At 54.7% G+C, this 25491-nt stretch carries 17 protein-coding genes; 4 read left to right on the top strand and 13 right to left on the bottom strand.

Annotated features, from left to right (window positions below; translation table 11 throughout):
* Positions 1–17: 17 nt before the first annotated feature.
* From ACYVHX_RS25105 to ACYVHX_RS25085, 5 genes are all read right to left on the bottom strand, one after another.
* Complete coding sequence (locus ACYVHX_RS25105; RefSeq protein WP_460674450.1) at positions 18–1421, bottom strand: glycoside hydrolase family 140 protein; 1404 nt, start codon at positions 1419–1421, stop codon at positions 18–20.
* Between the two features lie 343 nt (positions 1422–1764).
* A complete protein-coding gene (locus tag ACYVHX_RS25100; protein WP_460674449.1) occupies positions 1765–2655 on the bottom strand; it encodes a cupin-like domain-containing protein in 891 nt (296 codons plus the stop codon).
* 353 nt (positions 2656–3008) lie between these two features.
* Entirely contained in the window at positions 3009–4637 is a 1629-nt protein-coding gene (locus ACYVHX_RS25095) for an NADP-dependent glyceraldehyde-3-phosphate dehydrogenase (RefSeq protein WP_460674448.1), read from the bottom strand.
* Positions 4638–4930: 293 nt separating this feature from the next.
* Positions 4931–7318: a putative Ig domain-containing protein gene (locus ACYVHX_RS25090; RefSeq protein ID WP_460674447.1), complete on the bottom strand. Its 2388-nt coding sequence runs from the start codon at positions 7316–7318 to the stop codon at positions 4931–4933.
* Between the two features lie 332 nt (positions 7319–7650).
* Complete coding sequence (locus ACYVHX_RS25085) at positions 7651–8520, bottom strand: helix-turn-helix domain-containing protein (RefSeq protein ID WP_460674446.1); 870 nt, start codon at positions 8518–8520, stop codon at positions 7651–7653.
* A 655-nt stretch (positions 8521–9175) separates the two neighbouring features.
* On the opposite strand from ACYVHX_RS25085, the gene ACYVHX_RS25080 reads away from it, so the two are divergent.
* Entirely contained in the window at positions 9176–9955 is a 780-nt protein-coding gene (locus ACYVHX_RS25080; RefSeq protein WP_460674445.1) for a phytanoyl-CoA dioxygenase family protein, read from the top strand.
* 113 nt (positions 9956–10068) lie between these two features.
* Here ACYVHX_RS25080 and ACYVHX_RS25075 read toward each other — a convergent pair whose 3' ends face one another.
* The 3 genes from ACYVHX_RS25075 to ACYVHX_RS25065 form a co-directional block, all read right to left on the bottom strand.
* A complete protein-coding gene (locus ACYVHX_RS25075) occupies positions 10069–10845 on the bottom strand; it encodes a hypothetical protein (RefSeq protein ID WP_460674444.1) in 777 nt (258 codons plus the stop codon).
* Between the two features lie 134 nt (positions 10846–10979).
* Positions 10980–13079 (bottom strand): outer membrane protein assembly factor BamB family protein, encoded by a 2100-nt coding sequence (locus tag ACYVHX_RS25070; RefSeq protein WP_460674443.1) that lies wholly within the window; start codon positions 13077–13079, stop codon positions 10980–10982.
* Positions 13080–13094: 15 nt separating this feature from the next.
* On the bottom strand, positions 13095–14732 hold the full coding sequence (locus ACYVHX_RS25065) for a sulfatase family protein (RefSeq protein WP_460674442.1): 1638 nt from the start codon (positions 14730–14732) through the stop codon (positions 13095–13097).
* A 182-nt stretch (positions 14733–14914) separates the two neighbouring features.
* Here ACYVHX_RS25065 and ACYVHX_RS25060 point away from each other — a divergent pair, with 182 nt between their 5' ends.
* Positions 14915–15370 carry a hypothetical protein gene (locus ACYVHX_RS25060; RefSeq protein ID WP_460674441.1) on the top strand — a complete coding sequence of 152 codons (456 nt, stop codon included), beginning with the start codon at positions 14915–14917 and terminating at the stop codon, positions 15368–15370.
* A gap of 46 nt (positions 15371–15416) precedes the next feature.
* On the opposite strand, the gene ACYVHX_RS25055 is transcribed toward ACYVHX_RS25060, so the two are convergent.
* The 5 genes from ACYVHX_RS25055 to ACYVHX_RS25035 all read right to left on the bottom strand — a co-directional run bounded on the left by ACYVHX_RS25055 (position 15417) and on the right by ACYVHX_RS25035 (position 19880).
* Positions 15417–15551 carry a hypothetical protein gene (locus tag ACYVHX_RS25055; protein WP_460674440.1) on the bottom strand — a complete coding sequence of 45 codons (135 nt, stop codon included), beginning with the start codon at positions 15549–15551 and terminating at the stop codon, positions 15417–15419.
* 127 nt (positions 15552–15678) lie between these two features.
* Entirely contained in the window at positions 15679–16566 is an 888-nt protein-coding gene (locus ACYVHX_RS25050) for a DUF6528 family protein (RefSeq protein WP_460674439.1), read from the bottom strand.
* Between the two features lie 140 nt (positions 16567–16706).
* Positions 16707–17027 carry a hypothetical protein gene (locus ACYVHX_RS25045; protein ID WP_460674438.1) on the bottom strand — a complete coding sequence of 107 codons (321 nt, stop codon included), beginning with the start codon at positions 17025–17027 and terminating at the stop codon, positions 16707–16709.
* Between the two features lie 47 nt (positions 17028–17074).
* Positions 17075–17740, bottom strand: a complete 666-nt coding sequence (locus tag ACYVHX_RS25040; RefSeq protein WP_460674437.1) for an AAA family ATPase — start codon at positions 17738–17740, stop codon at positions 17075–17077.
* A gap of 487 nt (positions 17741–18227) precedes the next feature.
* On the bottom strand, positions 18228–19880 hold the full coding sequence (locus ACYVHX_RS25035; RefSeq protein ID WP_460674436.1) for a sensor histidine kinase: 1653 nt from the start codon (positions 19878–19880) through the stop codon (positions 18228–18230).
* A gap of 699 nt (positions 19881–20579) precedes the next feature.
* On the opposite strand from ACYVHX_RS25035, the gene ACYVHX_RS25030 reads away from it, so the two are divergent.
* A complete protein-coding gene (locus ACYVHX_RS25030) occupies positions 20580–24005 on the top strand; it encodes a PVC-type heme-binding CxxCH protein (RefSeq protein WP_460674435.1) in 3426 nt (1141 codons plus the stop codon).
* Between the two features lie 22 nt (positions 24006–24027).
* A complete protein-coding gene (locus ACYVHX_RS25025; protein ID WP_460674434.1) occupies positions 24028–25215 on the top strand; it encodes an FG-GAP repeat domain-containing protein in 1188 nt (395 codons plus the stop codon).
* The last annotated feature ends 276 nt before the right edge of the window (positions 25216–25491 follow it).

Raw genomic sequence — 25491 nt, 5'->3', positions numbered from 1 at the left:
CGGTTTTTGAAAATGCCTTAGCGGGCGGCCACCGGCATGGCGAAATTTTTGGACGCATCGTCCACGATCAGCACCCAATCCTGCCCGTAGCCGGTCGTGGGCGGTTTCATTGCCTGGCTGCCCTGGTTGGCAAACGTCCCCGCCGGTTTTACCTCGCCCTTGCGCGGATCGAACCAGGTGGCTTTGACCTCCTTTCCGCTAATTTTTCCGAGCTGAACCGTAAACGGCCGACCGGCTGCGCTGTAAATAAAGGCGTAATCCTTGCCCCGCGTCGCCTGGATGCGCTCGGCCGGAACGAGATTATTTTCCGCCACCAGCGACTGATCCGGCACCCGGTCCAACACCGGCCGCGATTCCACCAGCCTGCGGACCAACTGCATCTGGTTGGCGCCGGGCAACTCCAGCGCGTCGTACCAGGCAAAGTGCGGGCCGTTGGTCGGCTCCTTGCCCGGTGCAAACATCTGCCAGATGTCGTGGCATCCGTAGGTGTGGCCGTGGGCCCCGGCAAACAGGTCCAGGTAGGCATATTTCCGCACGTCGTAGGCGTTTGACGTGCCCAGATCCTTTACATTGAAGCAAACCGGGTGGTCTTCGTAAATCGGCTCGGCATCCATCACCGGTTTTGCTGGCGTCCGGTTGTAGACGTGGGCAATCTTGTCGTGCGTGGGCGTATCCCGACAATGGCCGTTTTGCAACATATTAAAATCCAGCCACTTGTCATTGTGAAACCAGTGAGACGAACCGCCCATTTCGAGCGAATTGGGTTGCGGATGAAAGCTCATCAATGCCTTGTCGTGTCCGCCCACGCCCTCGGCTACCCCCTCGGCCATAGCCCGCCAGACGGCCACATCCTCGGAACCCTGGCGGGGTGTGCGGTCACCGCCCATCACCCAGACGATGTTCTCCCGGTTTTTGTAGCGGTTTCCGATCCATTTGCCAAACGCCCGGGCGTTTTGTGAATTAAAAATCTCGGGCCCTTTGCCCCAGGTGGATTTGTCCAGTTTATCCCCCCAGGTGGGCAACAGCGCCACGACGATGCCCTGCTCGGCGGCTTTTCCGATGATGTAATCGACGTGTTTAAAGTACGCTTCGTTGGGTTTCGCCGGATCGTTGTCCACCAATGGTTTGTCGCCCAGCGCGTTGGCCGTGTTCAGACCGTCAAGTTCGGCCAGCGCCACGGCCTGCACCACCGTAAAGCCCTGCTCGGCCCGGCGTTTCAGGTACCGGTCGGCTTCCTCGCGATTGAGCCGGTGGAAAAGCTCCCAGGCCGTATCGCCCAGCCAGAAGAACGGGGTTCCGTCCTGGTGAACCAAAAACCGCTGGTTGTCCGAAACCCGCAATCGGCCGTGGGTAAACGGGGTTTGGGCGTAGGCCACCAGTTGCAGCATCAACAGGCCGGCTACCACTAGCATTCGTCTCATCATAGGAAATCAAGGTTTCGGTTGAGGATGATTTAGGAGTATAGTAAAGTAGAGTACAGTAAGGGTAGACGCAAGGTATCATTTTTCAAATGAATATAAAAAAGAGAGAAAAGGTTACCAGGTAACAACGCAGGCGAGTTACAGCCCGATTCCGGATTCATTGGAAAATAAGACCGGTAAAACGATGAATAACGAATGGATTGGGCTCGGATTGAAAACCACTAATCCATTCATGATTCGTTCTTGTCCGTGTCTTATTTCTTTCCAAACGGCGTCGAAGAAGGCCAAAAAAGAACCCGGCCCGAAAACCAATTTTCGGGCCGGGTTGCGAAAAAAAAGGGTTTCACACCACCAGTTCTGCTGAACGGCGGACCAGTTTGATGGCTTCGTCCGCGTTCTCGAAGGCTTTGCGGTTTTTGTATTCAAACCACAATTTGGTGAAATGCTTCTTCATGAAGTTGTCGATCCGCATTTCGCCCAGCAGGTTCCAGGCGCCTTCAATCCGTTTCAGCCAGGATTCGTTCAGAACCCGCAACGCCAGGGCGTAGCCGCCGTCGATGTATTCAATATAATGCCAGTAACCAGCTGGCATATAGAGTGTTTCGCCGTATTCCAGCGTGCATTCGTAGCCTTTGACGTGCTGCAATCCCGGGTATTTCTCGTAATCCGGGTTGTTAACGTTGGTGTAGGTAATGACTGAAAACGGCAGCCGGTACAGCAGCGGAGTGTATTCGGGCGCAAACAAAACCACCCGCTTCCGGCCCACAAACTGGGTCAGGAAAACGTGCGACAGGTCAATGTCATAGTGCATGTGCACCACCGACCCGGCCCCCCCGTAGAACATAAACGGCAGACTCATCGCAAAACCGTCGACCAGATCCGGTTTCAGAATGTCTTTCTTCAGCGAGGGAATGTGCTTGAAAATGTTGAAAAGAAAAATCCGCAGTTCAACCTGCTCGTTGGAACCGATCTTGTCCAGGTATTCCCCGAAATTCATTCGCTCATCGACGAACATCGTGCTTTTGTCCGGATCCGCAGGCTTGTTATTGTACAAATCGACGGTGAGGTGCCCGGCCCGTTCTTTCAACTTTTCAAACGACCAGTTTTTGTAGGCCGGCCAGTCGTGGCAGAAATCCTGAATAATAGCGGGTTGGTGTTTTTTAAAATACGATTCTTTAAAAAGGGTCTTGTCGGCCTTGCTGACGCGATCAATCGGTAGTAGTTCAATAGCCATACCAGCGGGGATTGTTGTTATCGGACCAAATTATCCTGATCCTAACACCGTACCGGCGCGGATGGGTTCATACGATTAAGAGAAATTGAGGGAGCGGGAAATTAAAATCGGATTAATAATATACAAAAAGAGTTTACGGTTTTCGGTTTACAGTATTCGGTATCCGGTTATTGGTTTATGGTTTACGGTATACGGTTTTCAGTGGGCTGATGCCTTCCTTGCTCGATAACGAATAACAAAGAAAGAGCACTGAAAGCGTAAGCATCAGCACCAAAATCGTATACCGTATGCCGAAAACCGTATGCCGAAAACCGACAACCGAATACTGAAACCCGTAAACCGAAACCGTATTGCTAAAAAATAAACTTCGTCGATAAGAACTCGGACTGTTGCTGCTCGACGATGGTGTTCAGAATCCGCTTGTTGGGATCGGTATCTTTGGTGGCCACCACCGTCCGGATGGAAAACGACCGCAGGGCATCCTCCACCGACAGCGTACCTTCCGCCGAGTCTTTCCGGCCCGTAAACGGAAACGTATCCGGTCCGCGCTGGCACTGGGCGTTGATATTCACCCGGCTCACCTGATTCACCAGCGGGTCGATCAGGTGGGCAATCTGCCCGGTTTCGCTGCCAAAAATGCTGACCTGCTGCCCGTGATCCGAATTGATGATGTATTGAATCGGCTCCTCGAGGCTATCGAAAGGCACCACCGGAACCACCGGCCCGAATTGTTCTTCCCGGTATAATTTCATGCCTTCCTTCACCGGATAAACCAGCGCCGGAAAGACGAACGATTCGACGGTGGTGCCGCCCCCTTCGTTCAGGATGCGGGCCCCCTGCGCTTCCGCATCCCGCAGACACTCATCCAGGTAAGCCGGTTTGCCCGGTTCCGGCAGCGGAGTCACCTGCGCGCCTTTGCTCCAGGGCAAACCCGGTTTTAGTTTGTTCAGCTCTTCGCCCAGGCGTTGCAGAAAGGCGTCGGCAATGGAGCGGTGCACCCACAGAATTTTCAGGGCCGTGCAGCGTTGCCCGTTGAATGACATGGTGCCGAGCATACACTCTTTAACCGTCAGCTCAATGTCGGCATCGGGCAGAATCACGGCGGCATTTTTGGCATCCAGACTCAACACCGCCCGCAGGCGGTTGCTTTTGGGGTGCATTTTTTTGAGACTGTCGGCCACCCGGCTCGACCCGATCAAGGCCAGCACGTTGATTTTTCCCGATTTCATCAGCGTCGGCACCACCGTGGCTCCCCGGCCGTAAACCGTATTGACCACCCCTTTCGGAAACGAGCTCCGGAAGGCTTCCAGCAGCGGGTGGTGCAGCAAGGTGCCGTGTTTCGGCGGTTTGAACAAAACCGTGTTGCCCATCAGAATTGCCGGAATCAGCGTCGTATAGGTTTCGTTGAGCGGGTAATTAAACGGCCCCATGCACAGCACGACGCCCAGGGGTGAGCGCCGGATCTGGCCAATAATGCCTTCCTCGATCCGAAACCGGGAGCTGGCCCGGTCGAGGTCCTTGAAGGCGTCGATGGTGTCGTAGATGTACTGCACCGTCCGGTCGAATTCCTTGATTGAATCGCCGAGGGTCTTGCCGATTTCCCACATGAGCAGGTTTACTACGGCGGTTTTCTGCTCCATCATTTTCCCGACAAACCGCTCCATACAGCCGATGCGGTCGGCCACCGCCATCGTGGGCCATTCGCCCCGGCCGTTGTCGAAGGCCCGCACGGCCGCATCGAGCGCGTCCAGGGCTTCGTTATCGTCCATCGGAAGCGGGTAACTGCCAATAACTTTCCGGACCAGGCCATCGGTCGTTTGCACAAAAACCGGCGACAACACTTCCTGCGTCGGTCCGTCCCACGACCGGATCTCCCCACCGACGAGGTAGTCGCGCTGGTGCAGGGGTTCAATCCGATACTCCGCCGGAATCTGGTCTTCCGCCGGAAACAAACTCTTCAACTGTTGAGATAAAGTATCCATTATAAAAAAGAGAAATTGGTAATTGCGGCCTGGTGACACAAAAAAACCGTCCCCTGAAAGAAGCGGGCCGGTCATTGCAATAGGAAGTCGATGAAGGAAGCGATGCGCCCGAGCGCAGGCTTCAGGTTCGCAAAAGTACAGAAACTGCGGGGAAACGTCGAACGTTTTTTAAAGGAAAAACCGGACAGCACATCCGGTTCTGGTCGCGCACCCGGTTTTTACAGGGGGTAATTTTCAACGATAGGCAGAAAAAACCGCCCGAATCGTGGGTTCCGGGCGGTTTTTCAAAACACTTACTGTTTGATCACTTTTAGCGTAACGGCCTGCGAATGCGTCGCAACCCGCAAGAAGAGCAAACCGGGTGGTTCGGCGGCCAGGCTGAACCGCTGGGTTTCGGTGCCGCCTGCGCTTTCGATAACCCGTTCCATCACCACCCGGCCCTGAAGGTCCGTTACCTGAAAACGTACCGACTTGCCTTCGGCGCCCCGGAGTTCAACCGCCAGCTGGTTGCCCACCGGGTTGCCCAGCACCTTTACGTCCAGACCGCGTTCGGCGGATTCGGCCGCCAGGCGGGCCGGCGACGGACAGGTCAACTCCTTGGGCGCCCATTTCAGGGTGTATTCCGAGTTCAGCACTTTGGCGCTGATTTCGCGCGTTTTTCCGTCTTTCATGCCCGCGGGCGTCGTGAAACTGTAGGCGTGATTACCGTCGCCTTTGCCGGCGCTTTTCAGATCCGCCCGGTAACTATCCGCTTCCGTGGTACCAATTCGCTGCCCATCGGCGTAAAATTCGAGCACCACCGGCGTATTGGGCCGGTCCCGATCCCAGACCCAGCCGCGCATCGTGCCGCATTCCACCTTGTCCAGATACCCTTCAAAATTGCCGGTTACGTTGCCGCCGGTTTCCGGTTCTTCCGGTTCGGGATCAGCGGGCGGAGCGGTGGTTTCTCCGCCGATTCTGATCCGAAAATTGGCGGTCACGGAAGCTCCGTCGTTATCCGTCGCCTTCACGGTTACGGTCAGGGTTACGGCTGCGGTGGGCGTGCCCGAAATCAGGTTGGTTCCGGCATGGTAGCTCAGTCCGGCCTGCAACCCGCTCACGTCTACCCGGGCAATGCTGCCATCCGGATCTCTAAAGTGGCTTTCGGCCACGGCCAGGCTGAACGGTTTTCCAATCGTTGCGGTCTGGTCCGGAAACGCTTTGATGATCTGCGGAGCCTGGTTGGCATCGGGTTGAACCGGTTCGTCCGTATCGTCCAGCCAGTCTTCGACCAAATGCACCTGAACCGGTTTTTTGCCGGATTTCGTGTACTGGTCATTCCAGCGCGACGCAATTGGGCCGTAATTGCTTTTCGCAATTTCCGATACTTTGTAGCTGATGGTGCCTCCGGTTTGCACCGCCGTCACCGGCTGGTCGAGCAAGCCGGCACTGACGACCCGCTGAATGAGTTCCGTGAGGGGTGCGCGGGCGTTTTTGGGTCCGAAGTTGGCCAGGGTCAGCATCGACGCGCCGTGTTCAAAACATTGCTCAATCTGGTCGAAATAGGTATCGACCGAGACCGTGGTGTAAAACATGCCGTCGACCGCGTTGATCAGAAAGGCGCCCGGTTTCAGGTTGCTGCGCACCACATCCATCGAAAACCGGTGGTTGTAGGTCGGTCCATCGTTGAATTTCAGTCCATCCGCGTTCCGGTTCAGGCTTTTAAAGGCGAACGTTCCGCGCAACCCGCTCAGCCGGTCCCAAACCGCCCCGTGCTGGTTGACCACCCGAATCGAACCATCGACGCTGCGGACGGTGGTCATGATTTCATTTAGATAACGCTCCAGCATCCAGTGCCGAAGTACGTACCAATCCTGCCCCTGGCGGTTGGTTGTGAACAGTTTATACGGATCGCTGAGGTTGCCCGTGGGCGGGGTCACGGCGTTCCAGTCGCCGAAACCGGTGCTCCAGCGGCTGTTCAGCACGCTCAGCGAAAACCGCCCCCGCAGCCAGTCCCGAAACGCCTGTTTCATCGGATCACCGTAATCGAACGGCACCACGTACTTCGTGCCGTCGGGTTTGTGGTGCACCGGCGAGTATTCCGATTCCAGCGCCGGCGAAGCCACGACCGACATAAACAGCAGGCGGTTTTGCTGCTGCAGGTACCGGTAACGCCGGGTGGTTTCTTCCACAAAATCCTTCGCCAGCTCCAGCGTGGCCTGGTGAGCAAAACTAAACTGCGTGATGCCCCCGCCGTCCATCCGGGAACCGTCGGCCGACCACATCGTTTCGCCATCGCCCCAGAAACCGCCCAGCCGCGAAAGCTCCCGGCCGATGTGAATCCGCAGGGCAATTTTCAGACCGTGCCGCAGCGCCGTCTGAACGTGCGAATCGACCACCTTCCAGTTAGCCGAGCTTTGGCGGGTCGGATACACCCGGTCCCAGTTGATGGTGATTTCCACGGCATTACACCCGGCGCCGGCCGAGTGCCGGATCCGTTCATCATCCACCTCAGGATCGGTTTCAAAGTTGAAAATGGTCAGTCCAATGTACCGCTGCTGGTTAACGGGTACGGCCCCGCCGGAACGTGTGATGGGGTGGCCGGCCGGGGGCGGGAAGGCGGCCGCGCGGGTGAAACCGCCTGAAAACCAGAAACCCAAAAAAGAAACGAGCCATAAAAGAGTCAAGTTACGGTTTTGCATACGCTGATTTAAATTAAAATATGACACTATTTAAATTTATTGTACAAACATATCACCCTGGCGCGGGTTACCACCCGAACGGCGAAAAACCGGCCGTAGAAATTTGATCAGGACGTTGCGAACGACCCGTCCTTAGTTGACCAGAAGATAAACCACTTTACCCATTCCAGGACGCCACTTCCTTCCGCTCACGACTTGAATTCCACTTGAAGTTGGTGCTAAAAATTACCAGGCTGATTTTGTTATCAGACAATGGTACGTTCAAATATCGTGCAAAACTAAGCGCACAACGGTTTCAATAAAATGACAAATCGTACCTTTTGTGGTACAGATCAGCGTTTCGACCGGGGGCGGTGGCGGAACGAAGCGGGGGTTTCGCCGGTCCATTTTTTGAAAAACCGCACGAAATACGACGGATCCTGAAAGCCCAGTTGAAACCCGATTTCCTTGACCGAACCGTAGGTGTGGTGCAGCAGGAATTTTGCCTCGAGCAGGACCCGCTCCTGAAAGACCTGACTGGCGGTTTTGCCAATGATTTTTTTGCAGAGCTGATTCAGGTAATGCGGGGTCAGGTTCATTTGGGCCGCGTACTCGCTGACCTCCCGAACCGTCTGAAACTGGTGCTCAATCAATTCTTCGTACTGGCGTATCCGATCGTAGAGATACGAACCCACGCCATCCCACTGCGCCCGGTACTGGCGGTCGGTCAGCTCGAGAATGATGTGCAAAGCCGACAGGATCATTTCCAACCGGTTGGGCTGCTGGCTGGCGTATTCGCGGTACATAAAATCCAGAACGGTGCTGAACAGCGCATCCGGATCATGAACAGCCAGAAAAGGAGGGTGCCTGTCGGCGTTAAAAAAAGGATACCGGTACAGAAAATGGCCCGAACGGTCGCGGCAGAAATCGGCATCAAAAAACAGCTGATACCCTTGGCAATCCGGCGAGAGGTCCCAGCGATGCACCAGGCCGGGCGCCAGAAAATACAATTGAGCCGGGGCCATTGCATACGATCTGGCGCCAATGGTGTGCGTCCCACCACCCTCCCCGATCCACATCAGCTGGTAGTAGGTGTGCGCGTGTGGCTGGCCAATTTCCGCCAACTCACCCTCGGCCTCCTCCAGCCGGACCATGTGAAAAAGAGTGTCGGGTTCGTAGTGGGGGAACGACTGCAATTGAAAAACCGGCGTCTGGGTTGGCATGGCTACCACGGTTTGGCCTGTTTCTTATTTCATTCGCTGGTGCATTTAACTCCCGGATTGGTACGCATCCGGCCCGAAAGATCATCATGCCGTCTAACCCTAACGGTTATACGCCAATCAGTTAGCCTGATTCATTCGCTGACTTGCGGTCTAATGACCCGAACCGATGACCTTTTGTTTTAGCGGTTGGGCGTTTCGGCGGTAAAGTTTATTGAAATCGCATTTTAATACAACGTATTTCTTTAAAGACCTGATGGAAAGCGGCTTGTAAATTATTGACGCTTTCAAAACCGGATACTTGTTTTACCAAGCCACTTCATTATGCCCCTTTCAGTCCTGCAAACGGCTGTGAACGCGTACCAAAAACAGGCCGCTTTCGGGCCATGCTTTGGTTGACTGGTCCAATTCGCTTAATTTTGCCCGTATGAGAATGGCACCCATGCTTTAAGCTCCCTCCTCTTGTCGCTCCGACAAACGGCCTTTTTGAAGGCCCGTCTTCGTATGGTCTTTGCATTCGGTTTTACGGCAGTCGTGGGCGGATCATCCGTATTGGCCCACTGAAAAGAACGTGGCCCGGCATACAAACGCGTTCGGCCCACGACCCGGCTTACTTCCTGAGCAAGACCCATTTTTTTATACTCCTGACAACACCAGCATGGATGCTTTAACGAAAAATCAAATCGATCAATTCATTACGGACGGTTTTGTGCGCGTCGACCAGGCGTTTTCGGCGGAAACCGCCCGGGAAGCCCGAACCCTTCTTTGGCAGGACCTGGCCGGCGACCCGACCAACCCGGCCACCTGGACCAAACCGGTGGTTCGCCTGGGAATGTACGCGCAGGAACCGTTTATTCAGGCCGCCAACACGCCGATCCTGCACCGGGCGTTCGACCAGCTGGTGGGGCCTGGCAACTGGCTTCCCTGCCGAAGCATGGGCACGTTCCCGGTGCGTTTTCCGTCCGACGACGATCCCGGTGATACGGGCTGGCACGTCGATGCCGGTTTTCCCGGCGACGATCCGGCCAATTATTTCGAGTGGCGGGTTAACCTGCACTCGAAAGGCCGCGCGCTCCTGATGCTGTTCCTGTTTTCGGATGTGGGCGAAAAAGACGCCCCGACCCGCATCCGGTCTGGCTCCCACCGGGAGGTAGCCGGCTTGCTCGCTCCGGCGGGCGAACCGGGCCTTTCTTTTCTGGAGCTGGCCCAGAACCTGTCGTCCTTGCCCCAGCGGCCGGACGTTCTGGCCACCTGGCCGGCGGGTACGGTTTTTCTGTGCCACCCTTTTCTGGCGCACGCGGCTCAGCCGCACCACGGCACCGAACCCCGGTTTTTAGCCCATCCGCCCCTGTTGCTCCGGAACGCGCTGCGGATTGCGGGGTCCGAAACCGGGTATACCCCGGTCGAACAGGCCATTCGGCTGGGGCTGTCTATGTAGCGATTGATGAACGGGTGATGGTCTGGAGGGAGCAAAAAAATTCGGCCAGCGCCGACACGACCAACGTGCCGCGCGCTACCGGATCATCCCCCGTTCCCCTGTTTTCGGGTTGACTACCAACCCAATCCAATCAGGGCGGTCAATTGAAATGAAAAACTGGGACCGGCGTGGAGGTCTGAAAACTGGATTTCCGGTCCGGCCTGAAGGTCGGCGTAACCCATCGAACCCAGCCTGCGCTGAATGCCGTACGCAAGCAGCAGTCGTGGGGACGGATTAGCCAGCAGATTATCCGTCCACCGGCGGTTTTCTTCCCGCTTCAGAATCGGGTTGTAGGTTTCGTACCGGCTGTACTTCCGCAGGGGCTCCGCGACTTGAACCGCCACGTAATTTCCCGAAAAATTGTTGGCTGATTTCCCGTTTCGGATTCGAGCGGGCATGGCATAATAGTACCGAAAACCGGCTTTCCAGTTCACCTGAAACCGGCTTTCTTTCTTGGGAAAATTGGCCTGAGCCGGGTTTGGGTTGGGGATCAGCGAAACGCCGTCACGCTGGCGATAGGTCGCATACCGCCAAAAAGCGTCGAAGCCGGCCAGAAACGAGAACGCGGGCGACAGCTTCTGCTCAACGACCCATTCGGCGTTAAAACCCGCCCGGAATTTGCGCTGTTCGGACTGCTCTCCCCGATCCGATGCCGGCCAGATACCCAGTTTCACCATCGTTTTTTCCTGTACGCTGGCCCGGGTAATGTACCGGTAAAACCGCTGAAGTTCATTCGTGGTCATTTGGCGGCCCTCCTGCGAGTAGCTGACCGGAGCCGGTTCCTGCGATTGCCCATTGCCCACGAGCCGGACCAGGAAGAATACTAGAAAAAACGCGGAAGTGGATTTCATAAACACGCATTTAGAGTTGCATCCCGGTAAACCGTATCCATCGCCATGGACGGACCGAAAAACCGTTGAAACAAGCTAAAGTGCAGTATGGAGCCCGAAAGGTTGGAAAGCGCAGCAGAAAAAGGGAGCAGCGCTCAATCGCCCAGTGAAAACGCCACGTACCGGTCCCCTGATTTGGTTTTGAGCTTACCACCCCCGCAGGCAATCACCACGTACTGCCGCCCGTTGGCCGTATAGGTGCTCGGGCTGGCATAACCGGCCGCGGGCAGCGGGCTTTCCCAGATCAGTTGGCCGGTTTGCTTGTCAAACGCCCGGATTTTTTCGTCACGGCTGGCCGCAATGAACAGTAAACCGCCCGCCGTCACCAGCGGACCGCCGTAGTTATCGGTGCCGGTCGGCGCGATACCCCGTTTCGTCAATTCCGGATATTCGCCCAGGGGCACCTGCCAGCGACGCTCGCCGGTATTCAGATCCAGGGCCGTCAGCGTACCCCAGGGCGGCCTGCTGACCGGATAGCCGTTGCGATCGTACCAGCGATTGTAGCCAGTATGCTGGTACGGAATTACCATTTTCTGGCTTGTCACCACCGGTTTAGTGGCGGTTTTGTTGAACAGAAAATCAATGATGGCGCCCCGCTCGGCCGCCGAAATGTGCGAAAACGACGGCATCATGCCCCGCCCACTCACCAACACCTGCTGCACCTGTTCGCGCGAAAGCCGGTCGCCCAGCTGCACCAGCGACGGATACGAGCCATCGTGACTACCTTTGCGGTCGAGGCCGTGGCAGGCCGAGCAATACTGTTTGTACTGGCTACCGCCCGTTGCCGGATCGTTGCTGCGGGCTTGTTCCCGGCGAATCAGGCTCGTATACACCGGCAATTCCTTGGCCGGAATGTAAAGAATGCCTTCGGGGTCGGCAGCGGCCCCACCCCATTGCGCGCCCCCGTCGGTACCGGGAAAGAAAATGGTCAGTTTTTCGGTAATGGGAATGTAGGCCGAACCGGTGCGGGCCGTGCGGATCAGGGCCGCCAGCGAATCGCGGTCGGCCACAAACGGGCTCAGGTCGTTTTCGGTGAACGACTGGCGGGTAAACGGCACCGGTCGTTGCGGCACCGGCTGGGTTGCCGCAACTTTTTCGCCCGGAACGCCCTCCTGCGGAAACGCCACTTCCCGGATCGGAAAAACCGGTTTTCCGGTTACGCGGTCAAAAACAAACGTTTGCCCCTGTTTGGTAACGACGGCCACCGCGTCGATTTTCCGTCCGTTCTGCGTGATGGTCAGCAGGTTCGGCGGAGCGGGCGGGTCGCGGTCCCAGACATCGTGGTGAACCAATTGAAAGTGCCATCGTTTTTTGCCCGTGGCCGCATCCAGCGCCAGCAGGCAGTTGGCATATAAATTGTCTCCTTTCCGATTGCCACCGTAAAAATCGTAAGCCGCCGACCCCAGCGGGATGTACACAATGCCCCGCTCCCGGTCAATTGACATACCGGCCCAGGCGTTGGCTCCCCCCAGCCGCTGCCGGGGGTTTTCGGGCTGCCAGGTTTCGTAGCCCGGTTCTCCTTTCTGCGGAATGGTGTGAAAAGTCCAGACAAGCCGGCCGGTTTTGGTATCATACGCCCGAACGTCGCCCAGCAGGGCGGTTTCGGTTTCGGCCACCCGCCCCCCCACAATGATGAGGTTTTTGTAGATGGTGTTGGGCGTATTGGAAACAATGTAATCATCCGCGCCGGGCCGCTCAATACCCACCTTCAGGTCGATGCGCCCCTGCGCGCCGAAACCGTCGATGCGCTTTCCGGTGGCGGCATCGAGCGCGTACAGCCACCTGCCGGCTCCGAAGAAAATCCGTTTGTCGGCACCATCCGACCAGTAGGTTACCCCCCGGCTCAAGGTCCCTTTGTTGTCGGTCAAGGTGGTTTTCCAGCGTTCTTTTCCGGTTGTGGCGTCAATGGCAAACGCCTGGGTATTGGCCGCAACGCCGTACAGAACCCCGTCGATAACGATGGGATTGCACTGCATCTGGGTGCGGTTTTGTAGCGTGTCGGCCCCGCCCGAAGCGTAGGTCCAGGCTACTTTGAGCCGACCAACGTTGGTTTTGTTGATCTGATCGAGTGCGGAATAATGATTGCGGGCGCCATTGCCGTTGTATTCGGGCCAGTCCGTCGGCGGTTCGGTTATCCGAAATGCCAGGGCCGCGGTGATCGTCAGGAAGATGAGGGCAGGAACGGTTTTTTGCATGAACGTGACGTAACGTTATTTGGAATTATCGGCGCTGGATACGGCTTCCGGACTGTTTTTATACCCCACCCGCACCGCCACCGCGGTGACCACTTCACCCGGTCGGGTTTTGAGGGGACCGGTATACAGTTTCCAGTGTTTTTTATCCGGTCCGTTTACCCGGTACGCCAGCGAAGCGCCCTTCGTCGCGGAAGTGATGACCAGCCCGTCGGCGGTGGTTTTAAACGTCGGGGTGGCCACCACGGGTTGCTGGCGGTTGGGCCAAAACCGCTCCAGGCATTCCGCTTCCGATAAGGTCCACAGCTCGTTGTGCGTTTTATCCCAATCGCTATAAGCCTGCCGCAAGCGGGCGATGTCTTTCTGGTAAGCCGGGTCGTTGATGAGATTCGTTAGTTCGTGGGGGTCTTTGCTGACCTCAAAAAACTCTTCGACGGCCCGGGGCGCCTGGAACCACTGCTCCTGCGCGGGGTTCAGTTTCCCCTGTTCGTGCAACGCCCACATCCGCTGCATCATGGGAATCTGTAATCGATACCCGACCGGCAGATAACCCGGTTTTTCGGGCTGATAATTGCGGATGTAGCGAAACCGCCGGTCGCGCACGTAGCCCTGTTTGTCGATTTGCTCGTCCATGCGGTTTCGGCCCCCAAAGACATACGCGCGCGCGGCCGTCTGGTATTTCCCCAAAAAGGCTTTACCGTGCAGGTACGAAGGCGGTTTAAGGCCCGCCAGCGACAGTAGGGTGGCCGGAATGTCTACAAACGAACACAGGCGGTTTTCGACCTGGCCGCGCCGAAAACCGTCCGGCAAGCGCACCATGAACGGCACCAGCGTTCCGCTCTCCCGGAGTTCGCGTTTCTGGCGGGGCAGCGGGCCGCCGTTGTCGGAGTAAAACACGATGATGGTGTTGTCGAGCAATCCGGCGGTTTTCAGTTCGTCGATCAGCCTCTGCACCTGCTTGTCCATTTCGTGGATGTTACTGTATAGCACGGCCACGTCCCGGCGCACGGTGGAATCGTCGGGGAAGTACGGCGGCAGCGGCACCTTGTCCGGATCAATCACCAGCGGCTCCCGATTCCGGCGCCAGATCTGGGATTCGTGCGTTACTTCCAGGTTGAAAATCGACAGAAACGGCTGGCCGTCGGCCCGGTTTTTCCAGTGCGCCGTGGTGCCGTTTTCATCCCAGGCCGTCAGCGGGGGCGCAAACTGATAGTCGGTTTTAGCGTTGTTGGTGCAAAAATAGCCCGCAGCCCGGAAGTATTCGGTGTAACACTTCACCCCTTCCGGCAACACGACTTCGTAGTGCTGAATACCGGGCGGAAAGTAATTAGCCGGGGCGTTGGGCGCAAAATTCCGCATCTGGTTGGCCCCGATGGCCGTCGGATACAGGCCCGTAATCAGGGCCGCGCGGCTGGGGGCGCAAACCCCCACGGGCGTAAACATCCGCGTAAACCGGATGCTTTCGGTCGCCAGCCGATCCAGGTTCGGCGTATTCGCAACCGGGTCACCGTAACAACCCAGATACGGACTGATATCCTCCGTGACGATGCACAGGATGTTAACCGGTTTTTGGGAAAAACCGCTTGTGGTTATCAAACCGAGAAAAAGCAGAGTCAGACTTACTTTCCAAAACCGGAACATAGTAGAACGGATCATGCAATACCCCACCCCTTTTGAAGATTTTTGCCTTGTATTCCTCTTTAAGAACGAATGTGATTAGAAGGCGTTAGGGCGTTTTTATCTACTACCTTTTGGACCCAAAAAACCGGCTACAGCCGAAAATTCGCCGGAAGCTTTCCCGAAAGCAACATTCCGGGGCGGTTTTGAGTTAAGCACCTATGGCTGATCTAAACAAAACAATTCTGCAATCGCTGAGCAGTGGACTGGTTGGAGCCAGTGTCCTGACTGCGCTCCACGAATCCGCCCGGCAAGTGATCGACGATGCGCCCCGCGCGGATATTCTCGGCATGCGGGCCATCAAGAAAGTCCTGGAAAAAACCGGTACGGAGCCGCCCGCCGATAAGGAACTGCACCAATGGGCGCTGGGCGCCGATCTGGTTTCCAACGCACTTTATTACAGCCTGGTGGGGCTCGCCAAACCCAAAAATGCGTTGGTGGCGGGTACGGTTCTGGGGTTGGCTGCGGGAGTTGGGGCCGTCGGATTGCCCGGTCCGCTGGGTCTGGGAACCGCGCCCAGCCGACGCACCACCGCCACGGCGGCCATGACCATTGGCTGGTATCTGATTGGCGGATTAGCCGCAGCGGGGGCTTTTACCTGGCTGAAGCGTCGGTAGCGGTTTCAGGCTCCGGTCATTGAAAAAAACCGCCTTTAGAGGACGATCAGGTTTGCACCGGTTTCAGGGCCGTACCCGCATTGATGGCCAGATCGGCTTCGATGCAGCCCAACACCACTTCCATCAGACTATTTGGATTCAGCCGGTGAGCGGTTCTGGCTTGCTCAAAAGTATCGGGCATCAGGATGGCAGCGGCTTCGGCCCGGGCTGCTCCCCTTTCCGAACGCGGGCTTCGATTGAACCATCCTGTTTGTTCAGCACCAGAATGGTTTTGTCCTTCGCTCACACCAGCGCTTCGTCGAGACCGATTAGGGCTGAAACCAGCGCGCTTTGTAGACCTTCATGGTCGGGAAACTCAGCGCGTGGTTCGGGTGCTGAAACCGGACGTGAAACGTCCACCAGCTTTCTTCCGGAACGGTGTAAATGAACTGCCCGGAGCGATCCCGGCCGACGCTTTTGGTGTGGGGTGCATCGGCAAAACCGGGAATTTTCGAGAACGTGTGTTTCCTCAGATCAAATTGCCAGGCCCCGCCGGTTTCGGTTAGAAACAGGTAATCGCCGTCCAGCGTCGGTTGCAGGTCGTGGCCGCTGTTGCCCGGAATGGTCCATTCCCGCACTCGTCTAAGCGATGGCAAGCTGCCCTTTTCTAGCCGGTATTCCCGCAAAACCGTCAGGCCCAGTGCATACAGGCGTTGCCGCTTTTGGTCCCAGACCACACCGTGCGCGGAGTACAGGCTGTCGGTAAATAGTGGCTTGTCGGGTTGTTGCCGGTCGAACAGCATAATCCGGTTGCCCTTCGGGTGGGTCGACGCTGCCGCAGCAATCAGGCCAGCGGGTAGCAGTTCGATGGAATGGGCGTTGGGTACATTGGCGTGAAACAGCACTTTGCTGTCCCTCCGATTGACTATTGCAATGACTCCGCCCGAGGACGAAACCAGAATCTGTTCACCGTTCTGAATGGCTTTGCAGTCGTCCATCGTGTTGAACTTTTGGGTTCGAATTTCGGTGGGCAGGTCCATCGCTTCGTGCGCGTCCCAGGTCCAGATCACCTCCGGAATGCTGTCTTTGCCGGGCTCATAATTCACCAGATGCACCTTGCTGTCACCGCAAACGAGCAATCCTTTGCCTTTCGGAGCCTGCGCAAAACCGGCCAACGAAATTATCAGAAAACCAAGCCCCGCCACAATCTTTTTCATGAGAAACGAAACAGACCATTTTTCGCTATAAGCCTGTTTATCAATTTTAAGTGCTGGCTTTTAAACGCCAAAAATGACGCTATTTATTGCATTTAATTCGACGCTGTTTCCGACAGCGAATAAAACGCCTGATAAAACGTTTATAACAGCGTCAAACCGTATTTCTTCTGTTCCCGCAGGATTTTTTCTTCGATGGCTTCCAGCACCCAGTCGTGGATGGAAATGGTAATTTTCTTGTTGCGGTTTCGGGGGCGCTGATTCCGGAGTTGCTTGATAGCCTCCATCTCAGTTTCTTTCAGAATCAGTTTGATGCTTTTGGTCGCATCGGCACTTTCCGGATTCAATCGACCCTTAGCCGTAGAGCTGCCCCCCTGATTAATAAACTCCTGAATTTTTCGCTCCGAAGCCGTTTTCTTGGCTTCCTCCGGTTTGGCAGTTCCCGGCGCTTTCGATATTGCCATAATGACAGTTTTTTAAAGTTAAAAATAACGCAATTTTTGACGCTATTTTAGACCGTAACTTTAACGTCTAATTTTTGCATAACTGTCTTGAAAATCAACGTGATTTCATGGATAGCCTTCTTATCCACCGGCGTTTGTTCGATCACACCCAGACCGCGGGAAGATGCGTTTGCAAAGCTTTTTCTTGAAACAATCGGGGGTCCCACAAATTCCAGGATGGTACTTTCCTGCAACAGATCGGCGGAGTCTTTGTTGTCGGAGCCCTGCGAATCAGCCCGGTTCAGAAACGTAAAGGCATGGAGCTCGTTGGGTTTTAGAACGCGAACCTCCCGAACCAGGTTTTCGACCTCTTCAATCGTCCACAGATCAAAACTTCGGGGATTAAACGGCACCATGTACGCATCCGAAACAAACAACGCGGCCCGGTGGCTGGTGGTATCACGCCCGCCCGAATCAATGATAATGTGATCGAATTTGGGTTTGAATTTTGCGACCTGCTGACGGACCGCATCGCCAGTCAGTATGGTGGTTGTGTAGCCGCTGTTCCCATCCGTGAATTGTTCCCGCCAGCGGGAAAACTTTGTTGCGGTTTGCTGTTCATCCGCATCGACGAGCAATACATCGTACCCCTGTTTACTGAGCCAGACCGTGAGGTTGGTGGCGATTGTACTCTTGCCCGATCCGCCTTTGATTCCGCCGACTGTAAATATCATGCCTGTCTTCTGTTTAACGTTAATCCTGCGGCCAAAAATACCATAAAAAATAACATACCAAAAAGCGTCGTTTTTAGACCTACTTTCCAACTGCTAATTCGACTTTGTTTTTAACGTCGCTTTTGACATCTTATTTAACGCTAAAATACAATACTATGAATTAATAGTCAGGGCCATACTTTGATAGAAAGAATCAATTTATTAGGTTGCTACCGTTCAAATACCTGATGTCAATAGAAATAATTTAGCGGGGTTTACAAGCAATGGAAGAAATCCGGTGGCGAAAGCGACTGACATTACCTGATACTGATACTATCGGTGGCAACTGCTTAGAGCATTACTACTTTGATTTTCTCAAGTATGATGCAGAATCAGACTGAAAGATCAATGACCTGGGGAACATTTTCAATTAGTAAGGAATGGACTTCAACGACTGGCATTGCATCAATACCCTCTTGTTTTAATTTGCAATTCAACACCAGCAAGCTTACTGATATTTTTTTCCGGCTTTTACGTCCGAACCACCCTTAGGATGTTTGGGTAAGCTAACTTTGCACAGGGTGTAAATCCCTTCTTCACTTTCGATGGTGAGTTCTCCTCCGTGCATCTGCGTGAACCGGTACGAGAGATTTAGTCCTAAACCCGTGCCGGGGTAGAGTTTGGTGTTCGAGGCCCGGTAAAAACTCTGGGTCACATGCTTCAGGTCATCAGCAGGAATACCGATCCCGTAATCTTTCACCGCTATTATCCACGCATCTTCCGTTTCTTCCAGACCCACTTCAACGGGTTGGTCCGAATCCTCCGAATACTTCAAGGCATTACTGATGAGATTTTCCAAGACCTGCTCAAACAACGTCTCATCGATCCAAAGCATTACCGTTTCCGCTTTACATTCAAAATGGACTCGTTGATAAGCCGGATCGTGGTGTTGCTGCTGGTGGATTAACTGTTGAAATAAATGTACCAAATCGACCTGCTCCTGGTGAATCTCGACCTGACCTAATCGCAAACGTTCGTTGTACAGCACTTCATTGATCAACTTATTGAGCCGGTGAATATCCCGTCCCACCTGCTCCGAATACTCGATTACTTTATGCGCAAAAGCGGGGTCACTACAACCGTCACTCAGCCGTTTGAGGGCTTCGGCCTTCAGAAAAATACTCGTCAACGGATTGCGAAACTGATGAGAAACCAGGTTAATGAATTCGCTTTTGAGTTTATTCATCTCCCGCTCGGTATTCAGGGCTTTCCCTACTTCCTTCTCAGCTACCTGAATCCGCACTAAATCGATCTCGACTTGCTGCTTGGCTTCCTTCAGGCTCATTATTTGTTGTTCCAGTTCTACCTGCGCCTTTTTAAGCTGAGTGACATCCAGAGCAACCCAAAGCACCTCCTCGTCCAATTTATAGAAGGTGCCATCGATCCAGATATCCATCCAGTAGGCGACAAAATGCCCGGCAAGGTGCTGGGATTCACTGGTGTAGTAACAAGCGGCCAGCTTTCGCCAAAAAATAGTCTCTTCGGCCCGCGTAAACAGCTCTTTCAGGGAGTGATTCGCTAACTGTTCGACCTTTAAGCTGCCGGTTGCGGCATTAGCGGGGTTGGTGAGGGTACACATAAAATCCAGAATTCGACCTTGGTCATCGAAAACGGGTTTGTACAACGCCAGACCTACCGGTGATTTCTCCAGGATAGTCGATAACAGGTGGGTTTGATGAAGCCTTTGCTGCTCATCAACTGAAAGGGGTTCATCAAGTTGCGCGGGTAAGGCTGCTGGATGAATAATTGCGGCCAAACCTGCTACGGTTCCTTTTTCATCCCGAACGGTTGTTAGAATAAATGTAATCCGGACCTGACTTTGATCCTTTCTGATCAACCAGCATTCCTGTTCACAACGACCCTGCTGAAGACTGGTATTCAATTGAACCGCAGGAGGAATGGTTGTTTTAGTCAGAAGATCAAATACAAAGAAAGACTTCTCGACAACCTGTTGATGTGGGTATCCGGTAATTCGATCAACTGCATCATTCCAAGACTGAATTTTGCCTTGCAGATCCACTAAAAATACGCCGAAGTCTGGAACATGTTCCCCTAGTACCCGCAATTGTTCTTCGATCTGACGTTGAGGGGAAAGGTTCATGAGGAGAAATAACTACAATTGAGAGCACTACCTATATAAAATTATAGAATAAGTCAGAATAACACAAAGCATGTAATAATGAAAGTATGACTCATCCACACATCAACCAGACTCTAATGGGCTCTAGGGCTTCCCAAAGACAGTTTGTTTTATAAGATGAAGGTAATGTTTTTAATTGGAAGCTGGGGATTTATACTTCGATTTCCCTAAAGATCGGTTTCCTTTTAAGACTCTAGCCAATTGATCCCATCGATGTTTCAATCTTCAACAGGGCTTTGGCTTCAACTCTATTGGATGGGCTCATTTCGGATTTCAATTTTCAGAGAGTAAGAATATGTCTCCACTGATCGGTCTGCTCCCTGTTTTTTTAGTACGCCCCTACCATCGGCGGTGCAATATCTGAATTGCCGCAGTGGCATCCCACTCCGCTCTTATTGGTCCATCGGCCCGCTCTTTTGTCCACATGCATTTGACGACAGGCAGGATATCCCTTTAAATAGGAGCTTGAATAAAAATACCATAAATAAGAAATAACGTAGAGGATTGCACTTTCTGCAACATGTAATTTTGCCAAATGGCCACCTGGTCGACAAAGGTTTTTATATCAAGTTCATGCAGTTCTTTCTACGCAACCTTTTCATTGTTTTGCTGCTAGTAGCCAGTTGTACGGCGCCTTGGCAACGAAAAATATCGCAACCGGTGGCTTCTTCGGTACCCGAAACCAAGTACAACAGCCAAGTATTTGACGACCCTATTCGTACCACGGAAGCCCGCACCCCGGAAGAAGAGCGACTGGGATTCAGCCTGCCCCCCGGTTTTGAAATCAGCCTGTTTGCCGCCGAACCGCAGATTGGCAAACCGATCAATTTATCCTTCGATGCCCGGGGGCGCCTGTGGGTAACCCAATCCGTCGAGTACCCGTTTGCCGCCAACCCGGGGCAGGGCCGCGACCGCCTGACCATTCTGGAAGACAAAGACCACGACGGCCGCGCGGATACCTTCACGACCGTTCGCGATACGCTGAACATTCCGATTGGTATTCTGCCGGTGCCGGATGGCGCGGTTCATTTCAGCATTCCCAATGTGTACAAACTGACCGATGCAAACGGCGATGACAAGCCTGAAAAAAGCGACATTCTCCTGGGACCCTTTGGTTACAAAGACACCCATGGCATGGTCAATCACCTCACGCGCGGCTTCGACGGCTGGATTCACGCCTGCCACGGGTACACGAACTTGTCAAAAATTACGGGTAGCGACGGCGATACCGTAGTCCTGGCGTCGGGCAATACGTTCCGGTTTCGGGCGGATGGCAGCCGGGTAGAGCAGACTACCCGGGGACGGGTCAACCCGTTCGGGATGGTTTTCGACGATTGGGGCTATCTTTATTCGTCCGACTGTCATTCGTCGCCCCTTTATCAGCTCATCCGGGGTGCCGAATATCCTTATTTCGGCCGGTTGCCGCAGGGAGTCGGCTTTGCGCCAGTAATGAAACCGCACGAAAAAGAAGCGACGGCCCTGGCCGGACTGGGGCTCAGCCGCGGAGCGACGTTTCCGGAACCCTACCGCAACAGTTTTTACGTCGGCGACGTGGTGAAGTGCCGGATCTACCGCAATTCGTACGTCTTTAAAGGTTCGTCGCCCGTGGCGAAACTGGAAGAGGATTTTCTGCGCAGTGCTGATCCCTGGTTTCGACCAACCGACATTGTACAAGGCCCCGACGGCGCTTTGTACGTAGCTGATTTTTATAACCGGATCATCGGGCATTACGAAGTGCCCCTGACCAATCCCGGGCGCGATCATCTGCGGGGCCGGATCTGGCGGATTACTTACAAAGGGCAAACCGATAAAGATGGCTACCGGGACTGGACCAAAGCGGACCTCAAAACGTTGGTGGCGGCTCTAACCGAGGAGCATACCTTACCCAATCGAATGACGGCGGCCGACCAGGTAATTCACCGCCTGGGGAAACAGGCGATTGAACCCCTCACCCGCCTAGTCAATGGGCGGAAGGGCTCGGGCACCCAAATGGCCCATGGTCTATGGATTTTGCATCAACTGGGTGCCTTGCAGGATCAAGTCCTGCTCCGGGCCATGCAGCATCCGGACGAACGGGTCCGAACGCACGCGCTGCGCATTATTCGGGAAAAAATAACGCCGGGACACGCTTTCTATCAGCCGACGCTTCGGGCGCTGGTCGATGCCAGTCCGCACGTTCAGCGGGCTGCTGTGGAAGCGCTGGAGAACTACCCGGCGTTCGAAACGGTCCGGGCGCTGGTCGCTTTTCAGCCCCGGATTCCGGCAGAAGACACTCACCTGAAGTTTACCACCAACCTCTGTCTGCGGAATCTGCTTCGAAAGGACGTGCTGGGCAAGGCCGTGGTAGGGGCTTCCTGGAGCCGGGCAGATCTGATGATACTGGCCGAGCCCATGAGTGGCGTCGATACCACTTATGCCGCTCAGCACCTGCTTAGGACGTTGAAAACCATTGAATTTCCCCTGGCAACGGAATTAAAGCTATTCCGCCACACGGCGCTTTATTTGCCCGACGCCGAACGCGATGGCCTGGTTACCTTTATTCAAACAAAATACGCGGGTGATGCCAGCAGCCAGTACCGGTTGTTTACAGTCATTCAGCAGAGTATTAAACAACGGAGCAGCCCCGAGAATGCCCTGGTTCGAAAGTGGGGCATCACCCTCGCTGAGCGCCTGATTAACGCACCGGCCATCAATTGGCCGTACCAACTAGAGGGCGATGTGTACCTGAAAACCGGTCCCGTGGTGCTGCGCAATCCGCCCCCGACGACCCCGCTGGCCCGGGACCTGAACCTGATTGGCTTCGAGCTGGGCGGTTTTCGGGGCATCGTTCGGTCGCCGGTTTTTACGGCTCCAGCCTCGCTGACCTTCGCGGTGGTCCAAGCCAATGCCCGCAAATCCACCGATCCGCTCAACCGGGTGCAGCTCCGGCTAGCCGACGAAACCGCCCAGGTTATTGCCCGGCAGGAATTTCCCAAAGCAGACGACTACCCGGCCGCGAATGTTTCCTGGGATCTTGCTCCCTATCAGGGTAAGGCGGTTTTTCTGGAGGTAATCGATCAGTCCGCCGGCTTCATCTGGGCGGGCGGTTTCAGTTCGCCGGCGGTGCGGTTACCGGCCCTGAGTCCGAAAGAGGAAGCCGAGCAGCAACGCTTTGCCATCGAAACGGCGGGCGAATCGGGCATCACCCGGCTGGAACCCGCCATTCAGACGCTTTTTCAAAGCCCGGCAACGGAGTATTTCATCAAAACCGCCTGTGCCCGGGCCCTGCTCCGGCTGAATCCCGAACGCTCCGCTCCGCTGTTAGGTAGTCTGCTCAGCCAGGAACAACTTCCGCTGGCCTATCGAAAGGAACTGGCGGTGCTGCTGGGTGAAGCGCCCCTGGCCCAGACCCGGAAGGTGCTGGAAGCGGGCCTGAAAACGGCTACCGGCGACATTCAGCTCGAATTACTGAAAGCCCTGGCGGCCTCTCCGGAAGGCAAAGATCTCATTCTGAAGCAGGTGCGAAGTGGTCTGCTCTACACCCGGATTCTGGTGCAACCGGGTCTGGAAGATCGGCTCTTTCTCAACATTAGCCCGAAACAACGGGCGGAATTTCAACAGCTGACGGCCAACCTGAGTCCCATCGATGAGACGCGGGAAGCCTTGATTCAACAGCGACTAACCCAGTTTGCGAGTCTGACGCGTCCGGAGGAAGGGGGGCGCACGGTTTTTGTGCAGAATTGCTCCCCCTGTCACCAGATCAACAAAGAAGGTGGCTTGATTGGACCCCAGCTCGATGGCATCGGCAGTTGGGGCAGCAAAGCGTTGACAACCAAGATCCTGGATCCGAATCGTAACATTTCCGAAGCTTTTCGCACCTACACGATTAAGCTGAAAAACGGCATCGTGAAAACCGGGTTGTTCCGACGGGAGGAAGCGGCTTCGCTGGTTTTTGCCAACGCGGCCGGGGAGGAATTTATCGTGCCCAAAAAAGACATTGCCGAAAGCCAGGCGTCCAAGTTCACGCTGATGCCCGACCATTTCGGTCAGGTGATGCCCCCGGATCAGTTCAATAAACTTCTGAGCTACCTGCTGAGTGTCAAGTAATTTTGAAATACCGTAAAATGCCATGCGTAGCGCCATCTCAACCCTGTTTTTGACTTCTTCTGTCAACAGGCTGGTTCTGCTTTCGGTCACGACGGTTTTGTCCCTAAGTTCGATCAGCGACCGCCCGGCTAAAGAAGAACTCCCTCGTTTTTTCCGCTATTTCGTGGCCGCCGAAAGCTACGAATCGGTGGGGTTGATCGATGTAAATAAGGACGGAAAACCGGACCTGGTGTCGGGCGATTTCTGGTACGAGAATTCGTCCGATCCCAAGGCGTTGTTTCGGAAACGGCATTTGCTTGGCTACCAGCAACGCTATGGCCAGTATTACGATGATTTTTCGACCATTCCGCTGGATGTTAACGGGGACGGCAACCTGGATGTGATCACGGGCGGCTACTGGGGCGGTACGCTCCGGTGGCTGGAAAATCCGGGAAAAACCGGGGTTTGGCCGGTGCACGTTGTGGCCAGCGTAAACGCCGTGGAGTGTACCCGCGCCTGGGATGTAGACGGTGACGGCGTGGTCGAAATTGTTCCGAACAATCCGGGGAAGCCCTTGAACTACTTCAAGCTGGAGCAGCCCGGGCGCTTTCGTCAGGTTACGGTGGGGCCAATGCAAAACCACGGATTAGGCTTTGGTGACCTCAACGGCGACGGCAAAGGGGATTTCATTGTCAGCAAAGGTTGGTACGAGAACAAAGGGAACGGGACCTGGGAACTGCAAGCGGAATTTGATCTGGGAACGACCAGTGTTCCGATTCTGGTGGTGGATCTAACGGGCGACGGCACCAACGATCTGATTGTGGGTCAGGGGCATAGCTACGGATTGCACTGGTATGAACAGCGCGTGGTGGAAGGCAAACGCAGCTGGATCAAGCACAGCATTGACGAAAAGGCTTCCCAATACCACACGATGGAATGGGCCGACATTACCGGCGACGGCAAACCGGAACTGATCACGGGCAAACGATTCCGGGCTCACAACGACACCGACCCCGGCTGCTACGACGAGGTGGGCCTGTACTACTTTACCTGGGATGGTAAAGCCTTCACCAAACACCCGATTGCCTACGGACTTGCCGGTGTGGGCAAAGGGACCGGCATCTCGTTTGCGCTCGGCGATTTGCGGGGTACGGGTCGGCAGGATATTGTAGTGGCAGGGAAGGATTGCCTGACCGTTTTTTTTAACGAAAAAGGTGCGCAGACTAATTAGAGCGTTGATCCCCGGCGCATCATGAGCGGGCTTGTTAGGGACGGTTTATCAAACCGACCCCGGCTTTTCTTAGCAACAGAAAAGCCTTGTTTTTGGCGTAATTAAAAATGAAACGTCTTTCAATTCGACAATCTTCACAGCGATTAGCATTGGGGCAAATGGAAAATCGGTGGTAAAAGGAAAGCCAGACTAACCTGACTTTGAAATTACAGATCATCACTACTGTCTGTCGGAAGACAAAGTCTTATTGAGATGTCAAACTTGAAAAAGGCATGG

The organism is Larkinella ripae (assembly GCF_054780775.1).
The sequence above is the reverse complement of the archived record's forward strand: the minus strand, read 5'-3'. Positions and strand labels throughout refer to the sequence as shown.

Coding starts and splice junctions, on each gene's coding strand:
- ACYVHX_RS25105 (WP_460674450.1), bottom strand. CDS start 1,421: ATGAGACGAATGCTAGTGGTAGCCGGCCTGTTGATGCTGCAACTGGTG.
- ACYVHX_RS25100 (WP_460674449.1), bottom strand. CDS start 2,655: ATGGCTATTGAACTACTACCGATTGATCGCGTCAGCAAGGCCGACAAG.
- ACYVHX_RS25095 (WP_460674448.1), bottom strand. CDS start 4,637: ATGGATACTTTATCTCAACAGTTGAAGAGTTTGTTTCCGGCGGAAGAC.
- ACYVHX_RS25090 (WP_460674447.1), bottom strand. CDS start 7,318: ATGCAAAACCGTAACTTGACTCTTTTATGGCTCGTTTCTTTTTTGGGT.
- ACYVHX_RS25085 (WP_460674446.1), bottom strand. CDS start 8,520: ATGCCAACCCAGACGCCGGTTTTTCAATTGCAGTCGTTCCCCCACTAC.
- ACYVHX_RS25080 (WP_460674445.1), top strand. CDS start 9,176: ATGGATGCTTTAACGAAAAATCAAATCGATCAATTCATTACGGACGGT.
- ACYVHX_RS25075 (WP_460674444.1), bottom strand. CDS start 10,845: ATGAAATCCACTTCCGCGTTTTTTCTAGTATTCTTCCTGGTCCGGCTC.
- ACYVHX_RS25070 (WP_460674443.1), bottom strand. CDS start 13,079: ATGCAAAAAACCGTTCCTGCCCTCATCTTCCTGACGATCACCGCGGCC.
- ACYVHX_RS25065 (WP_460674442.1), bottom strand. CDS start 14,732: ATGATCCGTTCTACTATGTTCCGGTTTTGGAAAGTAAGTCTGACTCTG.
- ACYVHX_RS25060 (WP_460674441.1), top strand. CDS start 14,915: ATGGCTGATCTAAACAAAACAATTCTGCAATCGCTGAGCAGTGGACTG.
- ACYVHX_RS25055 (WP_460674440.1), bottom strand. CDS start 15,551: ATGCCCGATACTTTTGAGCAAGCCAGAACCGCTCACCGGCTGAATCCA.
- ACYVHX_RS25050 (WP_460674439.1), bottom strand. CDS start 16,566: ATGAAAAAGATTGTGGCGGGGCTTGGTTTTCTGATAATTTCGTTGGCC.
- ACYVHX_RS25045 (WP_460674438.1), bottom strand. CDS start 17,027: ATGGCAATATCGAAAGCGCCGGGAACTGCCAAACCGGAGGAAGCCAAG.
- ACYVHX_RS25040 (WP_460674437.1), bottom strand. CDS start 17,740: ATGATATTTACAGTCGGCGGAATCAAAGGCGGATCGGGCAAGAGTACA.
- ACYVHX_RS25035 (WP_460674436.1), bottom strand. CDS start 19,880: ATGAACCTTTCCCCTCAACGTCAGATCGAAGAACAATTGCGGGTACTA.
- ACYVHX_RS25025 (WP_460674434.1), top strand. CDS start 24,028: ATGCGTAGCGCCATCTCAACCCTGTTTTTGACTTCTTCTGTCAACAGG.